This is a genomic window from Paraherbaspirillum soli, assembly GCF_042654985.1.
Classification (GTDB): Bacteria; Pseudomonadota; Gammaproteobacteria; order Burkholderiales; family Burkholderiaceae_D; genus Paraherbaspirillum; species Paraherbaspirillum soli.
In genome coordinates this window covers 55,250-81,205 of sequence record NZ_JBHSMT010000025.1, presented here as the reverse complement: position 1 = coordinate 81,205, position 25,956 = coordinate 55,250, and the positions used below count along the sequence as shown (strand labels likewise).

Annotated in this window: 22 protein-coding genes; 19 read left to right on the top strand and 3 right to left on the bottom strand. The window is 57.0% G+C overall.

Features of this window, described 5'->3' with window-relative positions:
• Positions 1–112 precede the first annotated feature (112 nt).
• The gene (locus tag ACFPM8_RS13695; protein WP_378998114.1) at positions 113–538 is read right to left on the bottom strand and encodes a MerR family transcriptional regulator; all 426 of its coding nucleotides are present in this window, start codon (positions 536–538) and stop codon (positions 113–115) included.
• 241 nt (positions 539–779) lie between these two features.
• Here ACFPM8_RS13695 and ACFPM8_RS13690 point away from each other — a divergent pair, with 241 nt between their 5' ends.
• The gene (locus ACFPM8_RS13690; RefSeq protein ID WP_378998113.1) at positions 780–1,844 is read left to right on the top strand and encodes an MBL fold metallo-hydrolase; all 1,065 of its coding nucleotides are present in this window, start codon (positions 780–782) and stop codon (positions 1,842–1,844) included.
• On the opposite strand, the gene ACFPM8_RS13685 is transcribed toward ACFPM8_RS13690, so the two are convergent.
• On the bottom strand, positions 1,845–2,468 hold the full coding sequence (locus ACFPM8_RS13685; protein ID WP_378998112.1) for a LysE family translocator: 624 nt from the start codon (positions 2,466–2,468) through the stop codon (positions 1,845–1,847).
• Between the two features lie 184 nt (positions 2,469–2,652).
• On the opposite strand from ACFPM8_RS13685, the gene ACFPM8_RS13680 reads away from it, so the two are divergent.
• Genes ACFPM8_RS13680 through ACFPM8_RS13670 form a run of 3 tightly spaced genes read left to right on the top strand, consistent with a single transcriptional unit; the run spans position 2,653 to position 7,218 of the window.
• A complete protein-coding gene (locus ACFPM8_RS13680) occupies positions 2,653–3,849 on the top strand; it encodes an efflux RND transporter periplasmic adaptor subunit (RefSeq protein ID WP_378998111.1) in 1,197 nt (398 codons plus the stop codon).
• Positions 3,846–5,816, top strand: a complete 1,971-nt coding sequence (locus ACFPM8_RS13675; protein WP_378998110.1) for a MacB family efflux pump subunit — start codon at positions 3,846–3,848, stop codon at positions 5,814–5,816. The genes ACFPM8_RS13680 and ACFPM8_RS13675 overlap by 4 nt, the downstream gene beginning before the upstream one ends.
• Before the next feature lie 10 nt (positions 5,817–5,826).
• Positions 5,827–7,218, top strand: coding sequence for an efflux transporter outer membrane subunit (locus ACFPM8_RS13670; RefSeq protein ID WP_378998109.1), 1,392 nt, complete (start codon positions 5,827–5,829; stop codon positions 7,216–7,218).
• Positions 7,219–7,230: 12 nt separating this feature from the next.
• Here ACFPM8_RS13670 and ACFPM8_RS13665 read toward each other — a convergent pair whose 3' ends face one another.
• Complete coding sequence (locus tag ACFPM8_RS13665; protein WP_378998108.1) at positions 7,231–7,635, bottom strand: lysozyme inhibitor LprI family protein; 405 nt, start codon at positions 7,633–7,635, stop codon at positions 7,231–7,233.
• Positions 7,636–7,965: 330 nt separating this feature from the next.
• Here ACFPM8_RS13665 and ACFPM8_RS13660 point away from each other — a divergent pair, with 330 nt between their 5' ends.
• The 15 genes from ACFPM8_RS13660 (at position 7,966) to ACFPM8_RS13590 (ending at position 25,934) form a co-directional block, all read left to right on the top strand.
• On the top strand, positions 7,966–8,742 hold the full coding sequence (locus ACFPM8_RS13660) for a DJ-1/PfpI family protein (protein WP_378998107.1): 777 nt from the start codon (positions 7,966–7,968) through the stop codon (positions 8,740–8,742).
• A gap of 277 nt (positions 8,743–9,019) precedes the next feature.
• Positions 9,020–9,787 carry a TorF family putative porin gene (locus ACFPM8_RS13655; protein ID WP_378998106.1) on the top strand — a complete coding sequence of 256 codons (768 nt, stop codon included), beginning with the start codon at positions 9,020–9,022 and terminating at the stop codon, positions 9,785–9,787.
• Positions 9,788–9,833: 46 nt separating this feature from the next.
• Positions 9,834–10,172: a P-II family nitrogen regulator gene (locus ACFPM8_RS13650; RefSeq protein WP_378998105.1), complete on the top strand. Its 339-nt coding sequence runs from the start codon at positions 9,834–9,836 to the stop codon at positions 10,170–10,172.
• 13 nt (positions 10,173–10,185) lie between these two features.
• Positions 10,186–11,724 (top strand): ammonium transporter, encoded by a 1,539-nt coding sequence (locus ACFPM8_RS13645; RefSeq protein ID WP_378998104.1) that lies wholly within the window; start codon positions 10,186–10,188, stop codon positions 11,722–11,724.
• A gap of 507 nt (positions 11,725–12,231) precedes the next feature.
• Complete coding sequence (gene gshA, locus ACFPM8_RS13640; protein WP_378998103.1) at positions 12,232–13,530, top strand: glutamate--cysteine ligase; 1,299 nt, start codon at positions 12,232–12,234, stop codon at positions 13,528–13,530.
• A gap of 220 nt (positions 13,531–13,750) precedes the next feature.
• Positions 13,751–14,692 (top strand): glutathione synthase, encoded by a 942-nt coding sequence (gshB, locus tag ACFPM8_RS13635; protein ID WP_378998102.1) that lies wholly within the window; start codon positions 13,751–13,753, stop codon positions 14,690–14,692.
• A gap of 112 nt (positions 14,693–14,804) precedes the next feature.
• Positions 14,805–15,209, top strand: coding sequence for a PTS sugar transporter subunit IIA (locus ACFPM8_RS13630; RefSeq protein WP_378998101.1), 405 nt, complete (start codon positions 14,805–14,807; stop codon positions 15,207–15,209).
• 69 nt (positions 15,210–15,278) lie between these two features.
• A complete protein-coding gene (locus ACFPM8_RS13625; protein WP_378998100.1) occupies positions 15,279–15,548 on the top strand; it encodes an HPr family phosphocarrier protein in 270 nt (89 codons plus the stop codon).
• 296 nt (positions 15,549–15,844) lie between these two features.
• On the top strand, positions 15,845–17,623 hold the full coding sequence (ptsP, locus tag ACFPM8_RS13620; RefSeq protein WP_378998099.1) for a phosphoenolpyruvate--protein phosphotransferase: 1,779 nt from the start codon (positions 15,845–15,847) through the stop codon (positions 17,621–17,623).
• Positions 17,614–18,783: a homoserine O-succinyltransferase MetX gene (gene metX, locus ACFPM8_RS13615; RefSeq protein ID WP_378998098.1), complete on the top strand. Its 1,170-nt coding sequence runs from the start codon at positions 17,614–17,616 to the stop codon at positions 18,781–18,783. Before ptsP ends, metX begins: the two co-directional genes overlap by 10 nt.
• A complete protein-coding gene (gene metW, locus ACFPM8_RS13610; protein WP_378998097.1) occupies positions 18,780–19,382 on the top strand; it encodes a methionine biosynthesis protein MetW in 603 nt (200 codons plus the stop codon). Before metX ends, metW begins: the two co-directional genes overlap by 4 nt.
• A 171-nt stretch (positions 19,383–19,553) precedes the next feature.
• Complete coding sequence (locus ACFPM8_RS13605; RefSeq protein WP_378998096.1) at positions 19,554–20,789, top strand: AmpG family muropeptide MFS transporter; 1,236 nt, start codon at positions 19,554–19,556, stop codon at positions 20,787–20,789.
• A gap of 221 nt (positions 20,790–21,010) precedes the next feature.
• Positions 21,011–22,933: a PrkA family serine protein kinase gene (locus tag ACFPM8_RS13600; RefSeq protein ID WP_378998095.1), complete on the top strand. Its 1,923-nt coding sequence runs from the start codon at positions 21,011–21,013 to the stop codon at positions 22,931–22,933.
• A 209-nt stretch (positions 22,934–23,142) separates the two neighbouring features.
• Positions 23,143–24,408 (top strand): YeaH/YhbH family protein, encoded by a 1,266-nt coding sequence (locus ACFPM8_RS13595; protein ID WP_378998094.1) that lies wholly within the window; start codon positions 23,143–23,145, stop codon positions 24,406–24,408.
• Positions 24,405–25,934 (top strand): SpoVR family protein, encoded by a 1,530-nt coding sequence (locus ACFPM8_RS13590; RefSeq protein WP_378998093.1) that lies wholly within the window; start codon positions 24,405–24,407, stop codon positions 25,932–25,934. The genes ACFPM8_RS13595 and ACFPM8_RS13590 overlap by 4 nt, the downstream gene beginning before the upstream one ends.
• Positions 25,935–25,956 lie beyond the last annotated feature (22 nt).

The following is a 25,956-nucleotide window of genomic DNA, read 5'->3' as shown; positions in this document are numbered from 1 at the left end:
GGGGTAATTATAGGGCGTTAATAAGTTATTAAAGGTGCTGCTAAATATCTTCAAAAAGCGATACCGCCAATGCCGGCAGCGATTGACGTATACGTCAGCGCTGCCTGCCGGATCAGGCGTTTTCCTCGGCCGATGCGGCGCTGGCCGGCTGGCCAAACTGACCGCTAGCCAACAAGCGCTTGCACTCGTCCTCGTGCGCGGTAATTTCCGCCAGCGTCACTTCGATGTCCTCGCGCTGCTGTTCCAGGTGCTCCCGATGCCGCGCCAGGACTTCCAGGAACAGGCTCAGTTGCGGCGCCGAATCCTTAGGCGAGTCGTACATCTCGACCAGGCTCTTGATCTCCGACAGCGTGAGCCCAAGCCGTTTTCCGCGCAATGTCAGCTTCAAGCGGGTACGCTCGCGCGCCGCGTAAACCCGGTTGCGGCCGCCGGCGCCATCGCGCTTCGGGCTCAATAAACCCTGGTCCTCATAAAACCGGATCGCTCGCGGGGTAATGTCGAATTCGTGTGCAAGTTCGGTAATGGTGTAGGTTGGCATGGTCAAATGTGCATCGGAGTACAAGGTTGTTGTTTACTTACAATGGCAGTTTACGTTAACGTAAAGCGCATTGTAGGCGCGCTGGCGGAAAATGGGAACACCGGAAGAACATTTGCCATGCCATGCAGCAATAATCGATTGGGCTGCGTAGGTCGGAAAAGCGCAGCGTCTTCCGACATGCAGCGCCGGCAGGCGCTGCGCTTTTCCGACGATACGGTTTAACTTATAGAAAGAAATCTCAATGAACGCTCTAGAAGCCCAGCTCAGCTACGCCTTCGGCGACACCTTGCCAGCCGGCGGCAGCACGCTAGAAGTCGCGCCCGGCGTGCGTTGGTTGCGCATGGGCTTGCCATTCGCACTGGACCACATCAATTTATGGTTGCTGGAAGACAGCATCGAGACTGCGGACGGCATCCGGCACGGCTGGACCATCGTCGATTGCGGCATCGCCAACGATGCTACGCGCAGCGCCTGGGACAGCATTTTCGAGACGCAACTGGACGGCCTGCCGGTGTTGCGTGTCATCGCGACCCATTGCCACCCGGACCATGTCGGCCTGGCCGCATGGTTATGCGAGCGCTGGCAGGCGCCGCTGTGGATGAGCGCCGGCGAATACCTGTCGGCGCGCATCATGTCGGCCGCGTTGCCCGGCGCCGACGGCAGCGCGGCGATACCGCATTTCCAACGGCACGGCATGCGCGATCCGGAGATGGTGGACAAAGTGGCGCAGCGCAAATCCTATTACGCCTCGATGGTGCCGGCGGTGCCGCTGGCCTATCGCCGGCTGGCCGACCGGCAGCACTTTCGCATCGGCCGCCATACATGGAGAGTCATCACCGGTCACGGCCACTCGCCGGAACATGCGGCGCTGTATTGCGCGGATCTGGAACTGTTGATTTCCGGCGATATGGTGCTGCCGCGGATTTCCACCAACGTCTCGGTCTTTGCGATCGAGCCGGAATCCAATCCGGTCCAGCAATACGTCGATTCGCTGGAGAAATTCCGCGAGCTGGGGGCCGATACATTGGTGCTGCCGTCGCACGGCAAACCTTTTCGCGGCTTGCAGATCCGCATCGACCAGTTGCAGCAGCATCATCGCGAGCGGCTGGCGGAAGTGGTCGAGGCTTGCGTCACGCCGCAATCGGCCAGCGATATCGTGCCAGTCATGTTCCGCCGCCCGCTGGATGCGCATCAAATGACGTTTGCGCTGGGCGAGGCGCTGGCGCACCTGCATAAACTCTGGTTTGACGGCGTGCTCACGCGACAGCTGGATGCCGATGATGTATATCGCTTCAAAGTCCGTTAATTATTTTTGCAGCGTCGCCACCATCATCGCCACGCCCAGCATCAGGCTGCCGGCGATGCGGTCGGTGACGCGGGCAAAGCGCGCCTGGGTCGCCAGCGTTTGCATCCGGCCGGCCAGTGCGCCGTAGCCGATCAGGATAAAAAATTCCGGAATCACCGAACCCAAGGCCAGCCACACCATTTGCGCCTGCACCTCGGCGGCCGGGTTCACGAACTGCGGCAGGATCGCCATGAAGAAAATCAGCGATTTCGGATTGGCCAGCTGCAGCGTCAGTCCGCTAAACCACATCTTCCAGCCGGACGGATTGTCCACACTCAAGCGCGATGCCGTAATCGGTGACGGCCGGCCAAAGATCGCCGACAGCCCGAGATACGCCAGATAAACCACGCCCAGCCATTTCACCACGGTAAACAAAGTGTGCGAAGCGACGATCAACGCTCCCAGGCCGGTCGCCGAAATCGCAAAATAAATCAGGTTGGCGCTCAGGATGCCGAGCGTGGCGAAAATCGATTTCCGCCAGCCGACCGTCAAACCATAAGCCACCACCAGCATCACCGCCGGTCCCGGCGACAGCGATAGCGCGCATTCGGTCAGTACGTAGAACAGGAAGGTGTGGAGATCCATGTTTGCCTTGGTTTTATTTTTAAATCGCTATTCTCCAGCAAATGATGCTGTTGAGGAGCTTCTTGACTCTTGCGCCGAGACGCGGGTGCGTCGATGTTATTATGAAAACAATGTCGTTTTTGCATTTTCCACTTGATTGGACGACGGCATAAATAGTGATTCCTGCAATCAATTGACTCCTCCCATGCGGATATCGAATAAAAAATTCCTCATTTACCTCGTTTCCGTCACTGCATGCTTGCTGGCGGCATTCGCGCTCTACCGATTTCTATTTTCAACCGGCAATGAGCCGCAAAACCTAACCGCACCGGTCGCGATTGCCGACATTCAAGATACAGTTCTGGCCAGCGGTTCGCTGGAAGCCCTGCAACAGGTAAATGTCGGCGCCCAGGTATCCGGTCAACTGAAATCGCTAAAAGTAGTGCTTGGGCAGCAAGTGAAAAAAGGGCAGCTCGTCGCCGAGATCGACTCATTGACGCAGCAAAACGCGCTGCAGAATGCGCAGTCGGGGCTGACCCAGGTGCTTGCCCAGCTACGCTCCAAACAGGCGATGCTGGTCCAGGCCCAATTGAATTTCAAGCGCCAGCAGCGCTTGCTGGCGGGCGACGCCGGCTCGCGTGAAAATTTTGAAAGCGCCGAAGCAACGCTGCAAGCCACGCTGGCCGACATCGACTCGCTGAATGCGCAAATCGAACAAGCCAGGATCACGGTCAGCACGGCGCAGCTGAATCTCGGCTACACCAAAATCATTGCGCCGATGGATGGCGAGGTCGTGGCTATCGTGACCAAGGAAGGGCAAACCGTCAATTCCGCCCAACAGGCGCCGACCATCATCATCCTGGCCGAATTGAAAACCATGACCGTCAAGGCATTGGTGTCCGAAGCCGACGTGATTCGCGTCAAGCCGCAACAGCCAGTCCATTTCACCATTCTGGGCGATCCCGATCACCGCTATCACGGCACATTGCGCACGATCGAGCCTGCTCCGGATTCGATCAGCCGCGATGCCAGCCGCAACGAAAACAACGTCAGCGCAACCCCGATTTATTACAACGCCTTGTTTGATGTCCCCAACCCGGATAACCGGCTGAGGATTTCGATGACCGCGCAAGTCTCGATTGTGATCAAGCAGGCCAGGGACGCACTGGTGATTCCATCGACCGCCTTGGGCGAACGCGGCGAGGACGGCCGCTATCAGGTCAAGGTATTGGAAACCCGGAACGGCAAGCGTACGGTAGCCACGCGCCGGATACGGATCGGCATCAACAACATCCATGCGCAAGTGCTGGACGGCCTGGCCGCGGGCGAGCAAGTGGTCATCGGCGAGGCCGACAGCAGCCCGGACAGCGACCAGAACTCCATAATCATGAGCCAAGCATGAAGCCGGCCCTGTTAGAACTGACGGCAGTGTCCCGGCAATTTCCATCCGGCGAAGACGCCGTCACCGTACTCAACAACATCAACCTGAAGATTGCAGCGGGAGAAATGGTGGCCCTGGTCGGCCCGTCCGGCTCGGGTAAGTCGACGCTGATGAACATCCTCGGTTGTCTGGACCGCCCCAGCAGTGGCAGCTACCATGTTGCCGGTCACGCTGTCGGCGACCTGCCGGCCGATGCGCTGGCACAGCTGCGGCGCGAGCATTTCGGCTTCATTTTCCAGCGCTATCATCTGCTGCCGGACCTGGACGCGATCGGCAATGTCGAAATTCCGGCGATCTACGCCGGCCAAGCGGCTGCGGCCAGAAAGCAGCGCGCGCACGCCTTGCTGACCCGACTGGGACTGGGCAAGCGCACCCATCATCGCCCCGGTCAATTGTCCGGCGGCCAGCAGCAACGCGTCAGTATCGCCCGCTCGCTGATGAATGGCGGTCAGGTGATACTGGCCGACGAACCGACCGGCGCGCTGGATCGTCATAGCGGCCAGGAAGTGATCAGGATTTTGCAGGAGCTGCATGCCGAGGGCCATACCGTGATCATCGTCACGCACGACATGCACGTCGCCGAGTACGCGCAGCGCATCATTGAAATCAGCGACGGCGAAATCGTCGCCGACCGGCTGCGGACCATCCCGCCTGACGAGATGGCCGCTGCTGCGGCAACCAGCACCGATCCGGCAGCCATCGAACTCACCCAGGAATCCTCATGGCGCGCCGCCGGCGCCAGTCTGATAGAGGCTTGCAAGATGGCGTTGCTGTCGATGAAATCGCATCGCTTGCGCAGCTTCCTGACCATGCTGGGCATCATCATCGGCATCGCATCGGTAGTCTCGGTGGTCGCGCTGGGCGAAGGCTCGCGCCGGCAAATCCTGAAGGAGATCAGCTACCTGGGCACCAACACCATTACGATTTATCCCGGCAAAGACTACGGCGACGAAAAAGCCGCGGCGCTGCGCACGCTGGTTGCCGCGGATGCGGACGTGCTGGCGCAGCAGGTCTATGCCGACAGCGCCACGCCCGGCGTTGCCGCCTCGGCGACGGTGCGCTATCGCAACCGGTCGGCCAGCGCCACGCTGGAAGGCGTCGGCGAACAGCATTTCCGGGTGCACGGGATTCAGATGGCGGCAGGCAGTGGATTCACGACGGCCAGCATCAGACACCAGAAGCAGGAAGCGGTGATCGACCACAACACCCGCCAAAAATTATTCGGGAGCGACAGCAATCCGATCGGACAGATTCTGATGCTGGGCGATATCCCGATCCGCATCGTCGGCGTCGCCAAAAAGGAACAGAACAGCTTTGGCGGCGGCAAACTGACCTTGTGGGTGCCGTATACCACCGCCCTGCATCGCATCATCGGCCAGTCGCCGCTGCAATCGATCGTGGTGCGCATCGGCGATACGGCATCGCCGGCAGCGGCGGAAAAAAGCATCGTCAAGCTGTTAACACAGCGGCATGGCAGTAAAGATTTTTTTATCTATAACAGCGACAGCATCCGCAAGACCATAGAAAAAACCACCGCCACCCTGACCCTGCTGGTATCGATGATTGCGCTGATCTCGCTGGTGGTCGGCGGCATCGGCGTGATGAATATCATGCTGGTGTCGGTCACCGAACGGATCCGCGAAATCGGCGTGCGGATGGCGGTCGGCGCCCGCCAGGCCGACATCATGCGGCAATTCCTGATCGAAGCGATATTGGTGTGCCTGCTGGGCGGCATCTTGGGAATCGCGCTGGCGCTGGGCATCGGCGCAGTGTTTTCCGGCATCAATGACAATTTTCAGATGCATTATTCGCTCGCCTCCATCGTGGCGGCTTGTACCTGTTCGACCGTGATCGGCATCGTTTTCGGGTTTTTACCGGCCCGCAACGCGGCGCGCCTGGATCCGGTCGAGGCGCTGGCACGAGAATGAAGACATCGACATGAATTATTTCAACGCAACCATCTGTGTCATCGCCTGCGGCTTGCTGGCCGGCTGCGCCGGGTTTCACACGCGTTATCAGCCGGCAGAGCTTGCAACGCCGGACCAATGGCAAAACAGCGATGCCGCCAGCGCAACGCAGACCGCGCCAGGCGACCGCTGGTGGCGCAATTTCAACGATCCGCAATTGAATCAATTGATCGAACTGGCGCTGGCCCGCAATAACGATCTGGCGGCGGCTGCGCTCCTGGTCCGGCGCGCCCGGTTGCAAGCCGGACTGGCGGTCATCAACCCTACGCTCGCGCTCGATTTAACTACCGCCAACAGCCGCAACTTGCGTGGCGCGCCGAACACCGTTCGCAGCCAGTCGCTCAGCGCTGCTGTCCGCTACAAACTGGATCCGTGGGGCAAGCTGGCCAGCCAGCGCGACGCTGCCGAATGGGAAGCATTGGCCAGCGCCGAGGATCGCGCCAGCGCCGCACTGGCCCTGATCGGCACCACCGCCAATTTGTATTGGAAGATCGGCAACCTGCAACAACGCACCGCCGTCAGCGAACAGAGCATCGCCTATGCTGGCCAGGTCCTGCAATTGGTCCGGCTGCAACGCGATGCCGGAGCGGTATCGTCGCTAGAGGTGCTGGAGGCGGAGCGCTCGCTGGCATCGCAGCAGGCGAGCCATACCCAGCTGCTGCAACAATTGACGGAGACGCGTGCCGCGCTGGCGATCCTGTTCGACAGTCCGCCGCAAACGCGCTATCCCGAGCTGCACACGCTATCTGTCGAGTCTTTGCCAACCATCGACGCCGGTCTGCCGTCGCAGTTGCTCAGCCGCCGGCCCGACCTGCATGCGGCCGAACTGCGGCTGCGCAAGATGCTGGCCGACGTCGACGCCACCCGTGCCAGCTACTATCCCGCATTGACCCTGACCGGATCGCTGGGCAGCGCCAGCACGGCGCTGCTGAACCTGCTGCAAAATCCGGTGGCGACGGTGGGAGTCGGTTTGAGCTTCCCGTTTTTGCAATGGAATCAAATGCGCTTGAGCGTCGAAGTATCCCGGCTCGACTATGAAAAGGCGGTAATCGACTTTCGCCAAACCTTTTACAAAGCGCTGAGCGAGGTTGAAATCGCCTTGTCGGCGCGCAGCCAGTTCCAGGTTCAGGCGGGCAAGCTGGCACAGTCGCTGGCTGCGGCAAGCAAGATCGAAGGTCTGTATCAAGAACGCTATCGCGCGGGCGCAGTGCCGCTCAGGGCCTGGCTCGACGCGCAAGAGGCGCAACGCGCCGCCGAGATCGCGCTGGCCGACAACAATTTAAATCTGCTGAACAGCCAGGTCGCGCTATACCAAGCCTTGGGTGGCGACGCCGCCGTCCGGGAGCGGACGGCGCAGCCTTGAGCGGGAGTTTGCTTACTTCAGCGGAAGATCGGAGATGGCATCCCTGAGCTGGGCGGCGCGTCTGGAGTTCAGTTCAAATACGCAAGCCAAGCGCCCTATCTCTAGCGCATTGCCAATTGCACCGCCGCCGAGCGATACGTCGAACGCGCAGTGGGCGTCACGGTAACGCCCAAATTCTTTGTTCGAGGTTTCAAATTTTGCTTTGGCGAGATTGACGTACTTAGTGTCCTCATCCCATTTGGCAAGCGTCCTGCGTACCTTGTTTTCAGCCTTGCTTAACTCGGCAGCGCTGGCGTTGGCTTTTTTTGCGAGGCATTCGCGCATGCCTGCCTGTGAATATGCGCTGCATTCTTCGCGTGCAGCCCGTTCGCTTTGCACCGTCCCTGCCCAGGCATTGCAGCTCGTGATTGCTGCCACTAGCAGGCAAGACAAATACTTGGTTATTGCGTGCATATAGCGGCCTGTCCTTTCTGCACTTCATTGAAACGGATGTGGTTAGCATGGCAATATTTTCGGCGCTGTCTATGAGAAATTTCTTGGGTGTGTGCGGTTCTTTAGATTCTGTTGAGAATGTTTGGGAGTTCGACGTCGTCCTGAAAAAATGAACGCGGCCGGAGGCTTCGGCGTGGCCGTTGTAGTGCCTTCCGGTGTTTCCGTCTGTTGGCTGGGTAGAAGTGTGATTAAATTATTAATTTTTTGAGAGGGCTATACATGGATAGGCGGCAATTTACAGCTTCACTAGCAGGCATGCTGGCTGCGACCGGCGCCATCGGCGCGTTACCGGCTCGGGCCGGCAATCAGGCGGATCCCGGCTACGGCCCGGGGTTGCCGTCTTCAAAGCGTCTGAAAATGGCTTTTGTGTTGTATCCCGACATGACCTTGCTGGATTTGATCGGTCCTCAGCAAACCTTGAATTTTCTGCCCAATGTCGAATCGCACCTGGTGTATGTGGACAAGCGCACCATCGTCACGGACAGCGGCGTGCATATTGTGCCGACCACGACTTATTCGGCCTGCCCGGACGATCTGGATGTGCTGCTGGTGCCCGGCGCCGGCAAGGGGACTATCGGTGCGCTGCAGGATCCGGCACTGATGGCATTCGTGGCCGAGCGCGGGAAAACGGCGCGTTATGTGACGAGCGTCTGCACCGGTTCGCTGATTCTCGGCGCCGCCGGTCTGTTGAACGGGTATCGCGCTAGCTCGCATTGGCTGGTGCGCGACTTGCTGCCGGTATTCGGCGCGACCGCCGTCAATCAACGAGTGGTCCATGACCGTAACCGGGTGACCGGCGGCGGCGTCACCGCGGGCATCGATTTCGGCTTGGCATTGGCAGCCATCTTGCGCGGCGAACAGACGGCAAAAATGGCGCAACTGGCGCTAGAGTACGACCCGGCGCCGCCGTTTGACGCCGGCAGCCCCGAGAAGGCCGGTGAGGAACTGGTTAACTTGGTGCGCAAGAAGGCGGTTTTTGCGCAAGAGCTGCACGATATCTATGGCAACGGCAAGTTGCCGACTTCTCGCTAACTCCGCTCCGACCGCAAGTGCCGATGGTGTGCTCGGGACCCCGCTGTCATCTCAATTGGGTTGCGCCATTGCACCGCAATGGCGCGCTATCTTTATGTCCGCACCGTTCTGGTGCGGTGCAGCATCAATATCCCTGTTGCAGCGCACTGTAAAAATTAACAGAGTGTAAAAAACAGCCTGTACAAGGTTAAATGCCGCTTGGCATGGGTTCTGCTATGGAGTGGTTGAACACGACGGATTTTTCGGTTTTTGCTTCCCCCATCCAACAGGAACTCTCATGAAAAAGCTGGTTCTAGCCGCCGCAATAGCAGCAACTTTCACCGCTGGTTTGGCCCATGCCGAAGAGGCCAAGCCCGCCAACGAAATCAGTTACAACATCGGAGTGGTCAACGATTATCGCTACCGGGGCATTTCGCAAACGCGGTTCGACCCGGCACTGCAAGGCGGCGCGGATTACACCAACAATCCGACCGGTCTTTACGCGGGTACCTGGCTGTCCAACATCAAGTGGATCAAGGATACGGTCGATAGCGCCGGCCTGGATGGCAAAGGCCCGCTGGAGTGGGATATCTATGGCGGCAAGCGCGGCGATTTGCCGGGCGGCTTTACCTATGATGTGGGTGGCCTGTATTACTACTACCCACGCAACAATCTCAGCCTGGTCGCCAGGAACGCCAATACCTTCGAGCTGTACGGCCAGATCGGTTACGGCCCGGCCTATTTCAAATATTCCCACGCAATGACCAATCTGTTCGGCACCGCCAACAGCAAGAACAGCGCTTATTACGACCTGGGCGCCAACATCGATGTCGGCGCCGGGGTGACGCTGGGTTTGCATGCGGGCCATCAGCGCGTCGAAAACCTGAGTTTCGCCAGCTATAACGACTGGAAAGTCGGCGTCACCAAGACCTTTGAGCAAATCGGCGGCGTGACGCTCGGCGCGGCGTGGGTCGGCACCGACGCCAAGAGCGGCGCTTATGTCGCTCCGGATGGCAAGAATCTGGGTAAAAACGGGGTGGTGTTTTCTCTTGCGAAAACTTTCTGATCAGATATGACCCGCGAATTGCAATGAAAACAATTAAGGAGCCAGCATGAAACTGATTACAGCGATCATCAAACCGTTCAAGCTCGACGAGGTGCGCGAAGCCTTGTCGGAAATTGGCGTGCAAGGCATCACCGTGACCGAAGTCAAGGGCTTCGGCCGCCAGAAGGGCCATACCGAGCTGTATCGCGGGGCCGAATATGTGGTCGATTTCCTGCCGAAGACCAAGATCGAAGCGGCGGTGGACGATGCAATCCTGGAGCGGGCGGTTGAGGCGATTGAAACCGCCGCCCGCACCGGCAAAATCGGCGACGGCAAGATCTTTGTCTTTGAGTTGCAGGAAGTGATACGGATTCGTACCGGTGAAACCGGCAAAGATGCCATCTAAGGGGGAGGGTTATATGAACATTAAAAAAATATTCGCCACGCTGTTGGCAGGGGGCACGCTGGCGCTCGCGTTGGGCTTGGCGTTACCGGCGGCGGCTGATGAGGCTGCGCCGGCGGCTAGTGCCGCCGTTGCATCGAATGCGGCATCGGCGAAGGCAGAGGCAACGCCAGCTGCGGCACCGGCAGAGCCGGCTGCCGTGGCGGCACCGGTTGCTGCTCCAGCCGCGGCACCCGCAGCACCGGTGCCGAACAAGGGCGACACCGCCTGGTTATTGATTTCCACTGCCTTCGTGATTCTGATGACCTTGCCCGGCCTCGGCCTGTTTTACGGCGGGCTGGTGCGCAGCAAGAACATGCTGTCGGTGCTGATGCAATGTTTCACCATCTTTTCGCTGGTGCTGGTGCTGTGGGTCATTTACGGCTACAGCATTGCGTTCACTGAGGGCAATGCGTTTTTCGGCGACTTCAGCCGCTTGTTCCTGCGCGGCATGACCCCGGATTCGGTGGCCGCGACGTTCAGCAAGGGCGTGGTGGTGCCGGAGTATGCCTATGTCGTGTTCCAGGGAGCGTTTGCGGCAATTACCTGCGCCTTGATCATCGGCGCCTTCGCCGAGCGCGCCAAGTTCTCCGCGATTTTGGTGTTCGTCGTGCTGTGGTTCACCTTTGCCTATCTGCCGATCGCGCACATGGTCTGGTACTGGCCTGGTCCGGATGGCTTCACCAGCGCTGCAGCTGCAGAGAAACTGACTGCCACCGGCGGCTGGCTGTTCCAGAAAGGCGCGTTGGATTTTGCCGGCGGCACCGTGGTGCATATCAATGCCGCTATCGCCGGCCTGGTGGGTTCTTATGTGATCGGCAAGCGGGTCGGGTTCGGCAAGGAAGCTTTCAAGCCGCATAGCCTGACCTTGACCATGGTCGGCGCTTCGCTGCTGTGGTTTGGCTGGTTCGGCTTCAACGCCGGCTCTGCGCTGGAAGCAAACGGCAGCGCTGCGCTGGCCTTTATCAATACCCTGCTGGCAACTGCCGCTGCGGTCCTGAGCTGGAGCCTGGGCGAGTGGATCGGCAAGGGCAAGCCTTCGATGCTGGGCGGCGCTTCAGGAGCGGTGGCCGGTCTGGTGGCGATTACGCCGGCGGCCGGTTTTGTCGGCCCGATGGGGGCGCTGGCAATGGGCTTGATCGCTGGCTTTGCCTGTCTGTGGGGCGTTACCGGCCTGAAAAAGCTGCTGGGTGCGGACGATGCGCTCGACGTGTTCGGCGTGCATGGCCTGGGCGGGATTCTGGGAGCCTTGCTGACGGGCGTGTTTGCCGCGCCTAGCCTTGGCGGCACGGGTGTCTGGGATTACGTCGCCAACGCGGTGACGCCTGACTATTCGATCAAGGGTCAGGTGCTGATTCAATTGCAAGGCGTGCTGACCACCCTGATCTGGTCGGGCCTGGTATCGCTGATCGCATTCAAGCTGGTCGATATGGTGATGGGCTTGCGGGTGACGGAAGAAGAAGAGCGCGCAGGCCTGGATATTTCCAGCCATGGCGAATCGGCCTACCACGATTGAATTTTTGCGGATTGATTGTTGCTGGGTGACGATCCCGGAGCGCTGGCAGGCGCTCCGGGATCGTTGACGTATTGGCCATTTTGCAAGTTGCCGGACTGTTTATAGCGCCTTTCGAAGGCGCTTTTTTGCTTTTCGAGAGGGGTTTAAAATCAGCTTATTGCCCTGATATTAAGTGACTCTACAGGCCGAGGACTCTTCGATCTCCTGCATTGCCGGACTTCGACGACCAGTTGTGACCTGTGAAGTAGTGCGTTTCCCGTTAGAATCGGCGTCTTTCACTTTTTGTAAAAGTACCATCTCAAGCGCAGCATCAAGCCTTGGTTAGGCACTAGGACACCTCGAAAAACCGTAGCGAGCGGCCCAAGGTCTGAGGGAGAAGAGGAGTCGTACGAAGGTACGGCGACGATCTTGCCAACCCTGCAGCCCCGAGATTGGCGAGTTTGCCAAACTCTGCAGTAGGTTTTTAGAGGTGTTCACTAATAAGAAGGTTTTCACAGAAGGTTTTATATGGTTCCTCACCTCGTTACGGCCCTGAACGGTCCGTTGCTTGATCTCGAAAAGAAAATTCTCGGTGCCACGCCTGCCATCGAGCGCTGGTTCCGGATGGAATGGCAGGAACATACGCCGCCGTTTTATTGCTCGGTTGATTTGCGCAATTCGGGGTTCAAGCTGGCACCGGTGGATACCAATCTGTTCCCCGGCGGCTTTAACAATCTTTCGCCCGAAATGCTGCCGCTGGCGGTGCAAGCTGCGATGGCGGCGATCGAGAAGTATTGCCCGGACGCTAAAAACCTGCTGCTGTTGCCGGAACTGCATACCCGCAACACTTTCTATTTGCAGAATGTCGCGCGCCTGATACAGATTTTCCGTCAGACCGGCTTGCATGTGCGGCTGGGTTCGCTGTCGGATGATCTGAAGGAGCCGCATACGATAGAACTGCCGGACGGCACCACGCTCACGCTGGAGCCGCTGGAGCGCTCGCCGAACGGCCGTCGGCTGGGCGTGAAGAATTTCGATCCATGCACGATTTTGCTGAACAACGATTTGTCGTCCGGAATTCCGCCTATCCTGGAAAACCTGAATGAGCAAAACCTGCTGCCGCCGCTGCATGCCGGCTGGACCGTGCGCCGCAAGAGCAATCATTTTGCCGCTTACGACGAGGTGGTGAAGAAATTCTCCAAACTGGTCGATGTCGATCCGTGGATGCTCAATCCGTTTTTCTCCAAGTGCGACCAGATCGACTTCAAGGAGCATGTCGGTGAAGACAAGCTGGCAGCCAGCGTCAGCTCGCTGCTGGCGAAAATCCGCAAGAAATACAAGGAATACGGCATCAAGGAAAAACCTTTCGTGATCGTCAAGGCCGATGCCGGCACCTACGGCATGAGCGTGATGAGCGTGACCGACGCCAGCCAGATCAAGGAATTGAGCCGCAAACAACGCGAAAAGATGGCGGTCGGTAAAGAAGGGATCGAAGTGCACGACCTGATCATCCAGGAAGGCGTGCATACCTTCGAGCACATCAACGATGCGGTGGCGGAACCGGTGGTGTACATGATCGACCGCTATGTGATCGGCGGTTTCTACCGGGTCCATGCCGAGCGCGGCATCAATGAAAACCTGAACGCGCCCGGCGCCCATTACGTGCCGCTGGCATTTGCGCAACAGCACGCATTACCGGATTTGCTGGCCAAGCCCGGCACCACCGCACCCAACCGGTTCTATATGTATGGCGTGGTGGCGCGGCTGGGACTGCTGGCGGCTTCGCTGGAAATGGAAAAGACGGATCCGAATCCGGAGATCTATTAACTAATTGCGGGACAGAGAAACCACAACAATTGCGGGACAGAGTTTACGAGCCACCGCAGCGTGGCGAATTACTCTGTCCCCAACTGACCAAACCGGAAGCTTGAAGCAACAAAATACTTTGCAATACCGGGTTTAAAAAACCTGCATCACAACAGAATTACCCCGCCCCACATAGATTAAAAAAACCACCCCCCCCAATCCACTAAAAGGTGATTAACCAATGAAAATCGCTTTCCTCGCCGACCCCCTCGCCAGTTTCAAGACCTACAAGGACTCGACCTACGCAATGATGGTCGAAGCGGTAAAGCGCGGTCATACCATTTATGCCTTCGAGCAGAAAGACATGGCGCTGGAAAGCGGCATCGTCACCGCCAACGTGGTGCGCGTGACGCTGACCGGCGACGCCAAGGAGTGGTATCACGCGACGGCGGCGACCTCGATGTTCTTGTCCGAATTCGACGCCATCCTGCTGCGCAAGGATCCGCCGTTCGATATGGAGTACATCTACACCACGTATTTGCTGGAGATGGCAGAAGCACAAGGCGCACGTGTGTTCAATAAACCACAGGCGATTCGCGATCACAACGAAAAACTGGCGATTGCGAAGTTCTCGAAATTCACCTCGCCGACCTTGGTGACGCGCGACGTTGCGCGCCTGCGCGCCTTTCACGAGGAGCATCAGGACGTGATCCTGAAGCCGCTCGACGGCATGGGCGGCGCCGGTATTTTCCGGGTTCGGCAAGATGGCTTGAACCTGGGGTCGATCATCGAAACCTTGACCAACCACGGCCATCGCACCATCATGATCCAGCGTTTCATTCCAGAGATCGTGACCGGCGATAAGCGGGTATTGGTGATTGGCGGCGAAGTGGTCCCTTACTCGTTGGCCAGGATTCCGCAAGGTACGGAAGTGCGCGGCAATCTGGCGGCCGGCGGCATCGGCGTGGCTAGACCGCTCACCGCGCGCGATCGTGAAATCGGCGAAGCGCTTGGGCCGGTGCTTTCAAAGTCCGGCTTGTTGCTGGTAGGATTGGACGTGATTGGGGATTACCTGACCGAGGTCAACGTTACCAGTCCAACCTGTTTCCAGGAAATCATGCAGCAGACCGGCTTTGATGTTGCCGAGATGTTCATTAATGCGCTGGAAGCGGCGCTGGAGTAAGAATTGCGTTATCGTCGGCAGCAGCACGGATATCAATGCCGAACCGGATTCAAATTGTTGTGAACTGCGGACAATCCGCATTGCAACGCATTGCAAGATTAATAGTGAAATTATGATAGGCATTCTCCTTTTGACTCACGCCCCGCTTGGCCAGGCCTTCATCGCGGCTGCTTCCCACGTATTTCGCCAGACGCCGGAGAAAGTCGAAGCGATTGATGTGATCGCCGACCAGAATCCGGCTGAGGTGCAGCAACTGGCAAAACAAGCTGTCGCCCGCTTGGATGACGGCTCCGGCGTGTTGGTGATTACCGACGTCATGGGCGGCACCCCCTCGAATTGCACGTTGCCCTTATGCAGCGCCAATCAGATTCAAGTGATTGCCGGCATCAGTTTGCCGATGCTGTTGCGGGCCCTGACTTATCGCAACGATACGTTGGACGTGGTTGCAGAAATGGCCTTGGCGGGCGGCCAGGGCGGCGCGGTCAGAGTCGACAGTCGGGTGCGTGTCGCCCATTAACGCCCTTGCTCCACTGCGGCGCGATGATTCAACTATACATTTGCCAAAAACACAAAACCAGAAGACAAAATGATTCAAAAAGAAATTGAAATTATTAACAAGCTCGGCCTGCACGCGCGTGCATCGGCCAAACTGACCCAACTCGCGACCAAATTCAAAAGTGAAGTCTGGATGACCCGCAACAAGCGCCGCGTCAATGCCAAGTCCATCATGGGGGTAATGATGCTGGCGGCCGGCAAGGGCAGCACCGTCTTGCTGGAAGCCGAAGGCGAAGATGAAACCGCGTGCTTCGATGCATTGCATCAGCTGATTCTGGATAAGTTCGGCGAAGGCGAGTAACGCGCTGGTTGTCGCTTCCTGTTCAACCTGTTGGATGTCTGTCCCGTAGCGTGCCGGATTTCCCAAATTCGCCCGCCGACGCTTGCAGCTAGTGATTCTCAAGTAGTTGCGCAGCAAGATATCAGATGGGTTTTCAGCCAGGAACCTCGGTGAGGAAAATAGCCTCTCGGTATTATTATAAAAATCAGGCTGGCGCGCTTTATTTTTAAGCGTGCCGAAAATATACTGGGGCGATCATTTGCAGCCGGCACGGTTCCGCATTATTTTCAAACATCATTTTCCAGCGGGCTGATTCGATGGCATCTTTCACTTTACACGGCATCCCGGTTTCACGCGGCATTGCGATCGGCCGTGCCCATTTGCTCGCGCCAGCGGCGATGGACGTCAAACATTACCTGATCGGCGAAGTTCAGGTGGAGGCGGAAGTACAGCGCTTGCAGAACGCCATCTGCAAGGTGCGTGAAGAGTTGCAGACCATCCGCAAGACATTGCCGAAAGAATCGCCGGCAGAATTGGGCGCTTTCGTTGACGTCCATCTATTGATCCTGTCGGATCCGATGCTGGCCGACATGCCGCTCGACATTATCCGGAATCGCCAATATAACGCCGAATGGGCGCTGGTCACCCAGATCGACGAGCTGTCGGCACAGTTCGACGAAATCGAAGATCCCTATCTGCGCGAGCGCAAGGCCGACGTCCAGCAAGTCGGCGAGCGCGTTTTGAAAGTGCTGACCGGCACTGCCTTGAGATTGCCGGAAGTTGACAGCGAAGGCACCTCTTTTGCCAACATCGTGGTGGTCGCGTACGACATCTCGCCGGCCGACATGCTGCAGTTCCGCGATCGTGCTTTCGCCGGTTTCGTGACCGATCTGGGCGGCCAGAACTCGCATACGGCGATTGTCGCCCGCAGCCTCGATATTCCAGCCGCAGTCGGCATGAACAACGCGTCGCGGCTGATCAAGCAGGACGACTGGATCATCATCGACGGCGATGCCGGCGTGGTCATCGTCGATCCCGCCTCCGTGATACTCGAACAGTATCGCGAGCATCAGGTACAGCTGCTGCGCTCCCGCAGAAAACTCGGAAAGATCAAGAAAATCCCCGCAATCACCTTGGACGGCACCGTAATCACCTTGTTGGCCAACATCGAATTGCCTAGCGATTGTGCGACCGCGATGGAGTCGGGCGCCAGCGGCGTCGGCCTGTTCCGTTCGGAATTCCTGTTCATGGGACGGATCGGGACGCAGCACGAATTGCCGACTGAAGATGAGCAATTCGAGTCATATCGGCAGGCAGTGACGGCAATGAAAGGCCGCCCGGTGACGATACGCACGCTCGACGTCGGCGCCGACAAGCCGCTCAACGTCGAAGAACAGACCGCCCTCAATCCGGCGCTTGGGCTGCGCGCCATTCGTTATTGCCTGGCCGAACCGCAACTGTTTTTGACGCAGTTGAAAGCAATTTTGCGGGCATCCGCTTTTGGTCCGGTCAAGCTGCTGATTCCGATGCTGGCGCACGCGTTTGAAATCGACCAGACGCTGGCGATGATAGACCGGGCCAAGCAGGAACTGCGCAGTGAAAAGATCAAGTTCGACGAACACATCAAGATCGGCGCCATGATCGAAATCCCGGCTGCCGCACTGGCCTTGCCGATGTTTATCAAGCGCATGGATTTTTTATCGATCGGCACCAACGACTTGATCCAGTACACGCTGGCGATCGACCGCGTCGACCACGAAGTGGCGCATTTGTATAACCCGCTCCATCCGGCTGTTTTGTATCTGCTGTCGACTGTGATTGCGCTCGGGCGCAAGGCGGGAATTCCGGTGTCGGTATGCGGAGAAATGGCGGGCGACGTCAAATTCACGCGTTTGCTGCTTGGCATGGGCCTGCTGGAATTCTCGATGCATCCGGCGCAATTGCTGGCAGTAAAGCAGGAAATCCTGAATAGCGACCTGGACGGGCTGATCGCACAAACCAAGAAAATCCTGCGCAATACCGAACCGAGCGCGATTGCGGCGGCGGTTAATCAAATGCGAGCAAATCCAACCCCAAGCCACAAGTCATGTCTCTAGGAATCGTCTCCCCCCAATCCATGCAATTTGCGACGCCGCTACTCTTGCAAAGCGGTGCATCGCTGGCGGCATACACACTGGTTTATGAAACTTACGGCGAGCTCAATGCGGACAAGTCGAACGCCGTGCTGGTGTGCCATGCGCTGAACGCATCGCATCACGTTGCCGGAGTGTACGAGGGCGACGAAAAAAACGTCGGCTGGTGGGACAATATGGTGGGGCCCGGCAAGCCGCTCGATACCGACAAATTTTTCGTCATCGGCGTCAATAACCTGGGCTCCTGTTTCGGCTCCACCGGACCGATGCATATCAATCCGGCGACCGGCAAGCCGTATGGCGCCGACTTCCCGGTGGTGACGGTGGAAGACTGGGTGCAGGCGCAGGCGCGCCTGGCCGATGCGCTCGGGATCGCGCAATTTGCCGCGGTCATGGGCGGTTCGCTTGGTGGCATGCAGGCGCTGGCCTGGAGCTTGTTGTATCCGACCCGCTTGCGCCATTGCGTGGTGATTGCATCGACGCCTAAGCTGTCGGCGCAGAACATTGCCTTCAATGACGTCGCGCGGCAGGCGATCCTGACCGACCCGGGCTTTCATGGCGGCGATTATTACGCGCATGGCGTGGTTCCCAAAAACGGACTGCGGGTGGCGCGCATGGTCGGCCACATCACGTATTTGTCGGATGACGACATGGCCGAGAAATTCGGCCGCGACCTGCGTTCCGGCGCATACCAGTTCGGCTTCGGCGTCGATTTTGAAATCGAATCGTATCTGCGCTATCAGGGCGATAAATTCTCCGAATACTTCGATGCCAACACCTATCTGTTGATCACCAAGGCGCTCGATTACTTTGATCCGGCCAAGGAATTTGGCGGCGATTTGACCCAGGCGCTGAGCAAAACACAGGCGCAATTCCTGCTGGTCTCGTTCATGACCGACTGGCGCTTTGCGCCGGAGCGCAGCCGCGAGATAGTGCAGGCACTGGTCAACAATAAACGGCGCGTCAGTTATGCCGAAATCGATGCGCCGCACGGTCACGACGCTTTTTTGCTGGATGACCCGCGTTACCTGAATGTGATGCGCGAATATTACGAGCGTATCTGGCAGGAGCTGGGTCCGGTGCATATGACGGAAGCGAAGGAAGCGGCAGGAGTGGCGGCATGAACTTTAATCAACTAAGCAGCTTGCGGCCCGATCTGGCTTTTATCGCCCACTGGGTACGCGGCCAATCGCAGGTGCTGGATCTTGGCTGCGGCGACGGCGTCATGCTCGACTACCTGCAATCCGACAAGCAGTGCGGCGGTTACGGCGTTGAAATCGACGATGAAAAAATTCCGGCGTGCGTGGCGCGCGGAGTCTCGGTGATTCAGCAGGATCTGGAAGTGGGTTTGGCGATGTTTGCCGACAATGCATTTGATACCGTGCTGTGTTTGTCGGCGTTGCAAATGATGAAGAACGTCGAAGGTGTATTGCGCGACATCGCGCGGGTGGGGCGCGAAGCGATCGTGTCTTTTCCCAATTTCGCTTACTGGCCGCATCGGGTGGCGTTATTGCGCGGCCGTATGCCGGTGTCGAAAACGCTGCCGTATGAATGGTACGACACCCCCAATTTGCGTTGCGCAACCATCAAGGATTTTGAAGAGCTGGCGAACGAAGTGGGGCTGGAAGTGCTCGAGTGCGTCGCGCTGCACGACGGGCAACCGATATCGGTGCTACCCAACTGGCGTGGTAGTCTCGCAGTCTTCCGTTTTCGTAAAAAATGACGGCCATCCCTGAAAATCCACTGCCGAGCGTCATTTCGTCAAGGCCGGGCTTGCGACGTGTACCGTACAGCCGTCCGGCCGCATGGTCTTGCAATACCGCTGCCCGACTTTGAGCGGCTCGTGACTATTTTTAGAGATGTCCTAAAACCTCCCGCAACAACGGGCGCATCCATGACATCAACTTCACGCCCCTGGCATCACTATCTCAACCGGCGCATGCTGATCTGCGCTTTTCTCGGCTTCAGTTCAGGCTTGCCGTTGTTCATTTTGCTCAGCCTGTTGCAAGCCTGGCTTACCAAATCCGGCCTGAATGTGAAGGCGCTCGGCTTGTTCGCGCTGGTGATGTTTCCTTACACCTGGAAATTCCTGTGGTCGCCGTTGATGGACCGTTTTCATTTCGGGAAATTGGGCCGTCGGCGCGGCTGGATGGCATTGACGCAGGCGACTTTGTTCGTCGCCATCGGCGCCATGGGCATGCTCGATCCGAATACGCAGGTGGCGACGATTGCCGGCATCGCATCGCTGGTGGCTTTTTTGTCGGCCAGCCAGGATATCGTGATCGATGCCTATCGGCGTGAAATCCTGCCTGACAGTGAGCAAGGATTGGGCGCCGCCGTCAATGTGAATGCCTACAAGGTGGCCGGCATGGTGCCGGGGGCGCTGTCGCTGTTCCTGGCCGATCACATGGCATGGCAGGCCGTATTCTGGATTACCGCAGCCTTCATGCTGCCAGGCTTGATTTGCACCTTGCTGATCAAGGAGCCGACTGTATATGGCGCACCGCCGAAGAATATTCGCGAGGCGGTACTGCTGCCGTTTCAAGAGTTTATTGCGCGCGATGGATGGCGAAGCGCGTTGTGGATCCTGGGTTTCATTTTCCTGTACAAGCTGGGCGACAGCATGGCGACCGCTCTTGCCACGAGGTTTTATATCGACCTTGGATTTTCGCTGACGCAGATCGGGGCGATTTCCAAGACCACCAGTCTTTGGGCCAGCCTGGTTGGTGGGCTAGTGGGCGGCATCTGGATGGTTCAGCTCGGGATCAATCGGGCGTTGTGGATTTTTGGCGTGGTGCAGGCCGTGACCATACTCGGGTTCGCGTGGTTGGCGCAAGTCGGCGCAGATCCGATCGTGCTGGCAATAGTGATCGGCGGCGAGGCCTTCGGCGTTGGTCTCGGTACCGCGGCTTTCGTGGCATACATCGCCCGTACCACCGATCCGCGCTACACTGCGACCCAATATGCATTGTTCACCAGTCTGGCAGCGGTGCCGCGTACATTTATCAATTCATCGGTGGGATACATCGTTGCCGAAACCGGCTGGTTTACGTTCTTCGTTCTGTGCTTCTGGCTGGCGGTGCCAGGCATGCTGATATTGACCAAGGTCGCGCCGTGGAACGAGAAGTGATATAAATGAAGGTGTACAGGATTTGGTTTAGATGTCGCGTTTCTGCACAATCTTCTGTTGTATCTCAGAAAAAGATATAGAATCAAAACGTATAGCCCTCTTCTGCGTTACTTCGAAAGCGGCACTATTTCATCAAGGAACTGTCAGGAAGCGGGAAATCTAATAAGCATAATGTGAGTTCATTCAATCTGTTTTCGCAACATCGTTGATGCGGGGGTGATATGGATATCTACAGCAGCTTTGCGAGCCGGTTCGACAAAACCAGAGAAGAAGAGTTTTCGTTAGAAGAATATCTGTCGCTTTGTAAGAACGATCCTGCCGTCTATGCGACGGCCGGGGAACGCATGCTGATGGCGATAGGCGAACCCCAGAAGATCGATACTCGCCAAGATCAAACGCTATCGCGGATCTTTGCCAACAAGGTGCTCAAGATCTATCCGACCTTCAAGGAGTTTTACGGAGCCGAGGAGGTGATCGAACAAGTGGTCGCCTACTTCCGCCATGCGGCTCAAGGCCTGGAAGAGCGGAAACAGATCCTGTATTTGCTGGGCCCAGTCGGCGGCGGCAAATCGTCGATCGCAGAACGACTGAAACAATTGATGGAACACGTACCGTTCTATTCAATCAAGGGCTCGCCGGTCAATGAGTCGCCGCTTGGCTTGTTCGACTATGAAGAGGATGGCGCCATCCTCGAAGAGCAATACGGCATCCCGCGCCGCTATATAAAATCGATCCTGAGTCCATGGGCCGTAAAGCGGCTGCACGAATTCAACGGCGATATCCGCAAATTCCGTGTGGTTAAACGCTATCCGTCGATATTGCGTCAGGTCGGGATTTCAAAAACCGAGCCGGGCGATGAAAACAATCAGGATATTTCAACGCTGGTAGGCAAGGTCGACATCCGCAAACTGGAGCAATATTCGCAGGATGACGCCGACGCGTACAGCTATTCCGGCGGTCTGTGCCTGTCGAATCAGGGCTTATTGGAATTTGTCGAAATGTTCAAAGCGCCGATCAAGGTGCTGCATCCGTTGCTGACGGCGACGCAAGAAGGCAATTTCAAGGGTACTGAAGGTTTCGGCGCGATTCCGTTCGACGGCATTATCCTGGCGCACTCCAACGAATCCGAATGGAAGGCCTTCCGCAACAACAAAAATAATGAAGCATTGCTGGATCGTATTTACATCGTCAAGGTCCCTTATTGCCTGCGGGTTTCGGAAGAAATTAAGATCTACGAGAAGCTGATTCGCACTTCGTCGCTTGAAAAAGCCATTTGCGCACCGGGCACATTGAAAATGATGGCGCAATTCGCGATATTGACGCGCCTTCGCGAACCGGAGAACTCAAGTATCTTTTCGAAAATGCAGGTGTATAACGGCGACAATCTGAAAGATAGCGATCCCAAAGCCAAGTCTTTCCAGGAGTACCGCGATTATGCCGGCGTCGACGAAGGCATGACCGGCGTCTCGACCCGCTTTTCCTTCAAGATCCTGTCGCGCGTTTTCAACTTCGATTCGACTGAAGTAGCGGCCAATCCGGTGCACCTGATGTATGTGCTCGAACAGCAGATCGAACGCGAACAGTTCCCGCCAGAAGTGGAGCAAAAATATTTATCCTTCGTCAAGGATACGCTGGCCACGCGTTACGCCGAATTCATCGGCAAGGAAATTCAAACCGCTTATCTGGAATCCTATTCGGAATACGGCCAAAACGTATTTGACCGCTATGTCACTTATGCAGACTTCTGGATCCAGGATCAGGAGTACCGCGATCATGACACCGGTGAAAGTTTCGACCGGGCGGCCTTGAACAGCGAACTGGAGAAAATCGAAAAACCGGCCGGCATCAGCAATCCGAAAGATTTTCGTAATGAAATTGTCAACTTCGTGCTGCGGGCAAGGGTATCGAATGCTGGCAAGAATCCGCTCTGGACCAGCTACGAAAAATTGCGGGTGGTCATCGAGAAAAAAATGTTCTCGAATACAGAGGATTTGTTGCCGGTTATTTCGTTCAACGCCAAAGGCTCCACCGAAGAATTACGCAAACATGAGGACTTCGTCAATCGCATGGTCAGCAAAGGTTACACGCCAAAGCAAGTGCGTTTGCTGTGCGAATGGTATCTGCGAGTGCGTAAGTCGTCGTGATGGGCGGCTCTGCAAATTTACCGGGCAACCCAGTCTCGGGGGCGGCGATGTCTACCGCGCCGGTGTACGGCGGCGGAACATTGTCGCCCCCTATCCTTGGGAAGCTCGTGACGATTTTTAGAGGTGCAATGATGTAGCGACTGCGAACTGGCAATGCTGTCATCGTTGTCAGTAGCTCACCAGGCGCGTTCCGACAAGGAGACTGGATCGTGTTGCATCAGATAATCGATCGTAGGCTGTCCGGCAAGAATAAGAGTATTGCCAATAGAGAACGGTTTTTGCGACGTTTTCGGACAGCCATCCAACATTCAGTAACCGAGGCTGTGCGTGATCGCGGCATCAAGGAAATCGAGAACGCCAAAAGCATCAGCATCCCGCGCAAGGGCATCACCGAGCCGGTGTTTAGCCATGGTCCCGGCGGCACGCGCGAGATCGTCCATCCCGGCAATCAAGATTATTTGCAAGGGGATCGCATTGCGCGCCCGAATAGCGGTGCTGGCGGTGGCGGTAGTTCGGCCAGCGATCAGGGCGAGGGCGAAGATGAGTTCATCTTCCAGCTGTCGCGCGAAGAATTCATGCAGTACTTCTTCGAAGACCTGGAACTGCCGCGCTTGATCAAGACCAATCTGATGTCCGTGCCGAGTTGGAAAAGCATGCGGGCAGGTTATTCCGTCGACGGCACGCCTAACAACATCGACATCGTGCGTTCGCTGCGCAGTTCGCTCGGGCGTCGCATCGCATTGGGTTCGCCGCTGGTAGCCAAGTTGCGCGAACTGGAGCAGCTGATGGAAACGCTGAAGGCGGATCCAGAAGACAGGCGCGACGAAATCAGACGCCTGGAAGAGGATATCCATCACTTGAAAGGGCGTATCTGGCGCATTCCTTTCATTGATCCATTCGACCTGCGCTACGTCAATCGCATCAAGCTGCCGCAACCGTCGACCCAGGCCGTAATGTTTTGCGTGATGGACGTATCGGGATCGATGGACGAACAACGCAAAGATTTGTCCAAGCGCTTTTTTATCCTGCTTTATCTGTTCCTTACCAGAAGTTACGAACATATCGAGGTAGTCTTCATCCGTCACCACACGCGTGCCGACGAGGTGAATGAAGATACGTTCTTTCACTCGCAGGAAAGCGGCGGTACGGTGGTGTCGAGCGCGCTGGAATTGATGAAGCAGATCATTGACGATCGTTATCCTCCCGGCGATTGGAATATCTACGGCGCACAGGCTTCCGATGGCGACAACTGGAATGACGATTCGCCGAAATGCCGACAGTTGCTGGAGCAGGAAATCCTGCCGCGAGCACGCTATTTTGCATACATCCAGGTGACCGTCGAAGAGCAGAATTTATGGACCGAGTACGAGCAGGTAGCCGCCGTTTATCCTCATTTCGCAATGAAAAAAGTACAAACGGCGGGCGAGATTTATCCGGTATTCCGCGAGTTATTTGAAAAACAGGTGAGAACATGAGTTCCTGCCCGGTCAACAAGCCGCTGCCGTGCCCATCCGATTGGACCTTCGAGCTGATCGAACAATATGAACAGGAAATTGCGCGGGTGGCGGCCAGCTATAAACTGGATGTTTATCCGATTCAACTGGAGATCATTTCGGCCGAACAAATGATGGATGCCTATGCGTCGTCCGGGATGCCGGTCAATTATCGGCACTGGTCGTTCGGCAAGCATTTCCTCACCACCGAACGCGATTACAAGCGCGGGCAAATGGGCTTGGCCTACGAAATCGTCATCAACTCGGATCCTTGCATCGCCTATTTGATGGAAGAAAATACGATGACGATGCAGGCGCTGGTGGTGGCGCATGCGGCGTACGGACATAACTCGTTCTTCAAGGGCAATTACCTGTTCCAGTTGTGGACGGATGCGCGCGCAATCATCGATTATCTGGTGTACGCAAAGAGCCACATCGCCGAATGCGAAGAGCGCTACGGCTTGTCGAAGGTGGAGGAACTGCTCGATTCATGTCACGCGCTGATGCACTACGGCGTCGATCGCTACAAGCGGCCGCAGAAATTGTCGCTGGCAAAAGAGCAGGCGCAGCGCCGCGAACGCGAACAATACATGCAATCGCAGGTGAATGAACTGTGGAGCACCTTGCCGGAAAAAAAGGAAGAAATGGCCGAACAGGTTGGTGGACGCTTCCCGCCCGAGCCGCAAGAAAACCTGTTGTATTTTGCCGAGAAAAATTCGCCGCTGCTGGAGCCCTGGGAGCGCGAAGTCATCCGTATCGTACGCAAGGTCGCGCAATACTTTTATCCGCAACGGCAAACGCAAGTGATGAACGAAGGCTGGGCCACGTTCTGGCATTACACGATCTTGAACACGCTCTACGATCAAGGCCGCCTGACCGATGGCTTTATGATGGAATTTTTGCACTCGCACAGCAACGTGGTGTACCAGCCGCCGATCACCAAGTCGTATTACAGCGGGATCAATCCGTATGCGCTGGGATTTTCGATGATGTGCGACATTCGGCGCATCTGTGAAAAACCGACCGAGGAAGATTATCTCTGGTTCCCCGAACTGGCGGGTACGCCGTGGCTGGACGCACTGCATTACGCGATGCGCAACTTCAAGGATGAGAGCTTTGTCGCGCAATATCTGTCGCCCAAATTGATACGCGACATGCGCCTGTTTTCCGTATTGGACGATGAAAACCGCAGCGAATTGGAAGTCTCGGCGATTCATAACGACGCCGGTTATCAATACGTGCGTCAAGTGCTGTCCCGGCAATACGACATCAATCATCGCGAGCCGAATATCCAGGTCTGGTCAGTCAATACGCGCGGCGATCGCAGTCTGACGCTGCGCCACTTCCGCAGCGATGGCCGACCGCTGGCCAACAACACGGATGAAATGCTGCGGCACATGGCGCGCCTGTGGCATTTCGATGTGTACCTGGAAAGCGTGGACGAGTTCGGCAATATCCTGCAACGCTACGAATGCGTCAGCGACAACCGGTATATGTTACGGCCGTAGACGCAACGCCCGCTGGTCGCCT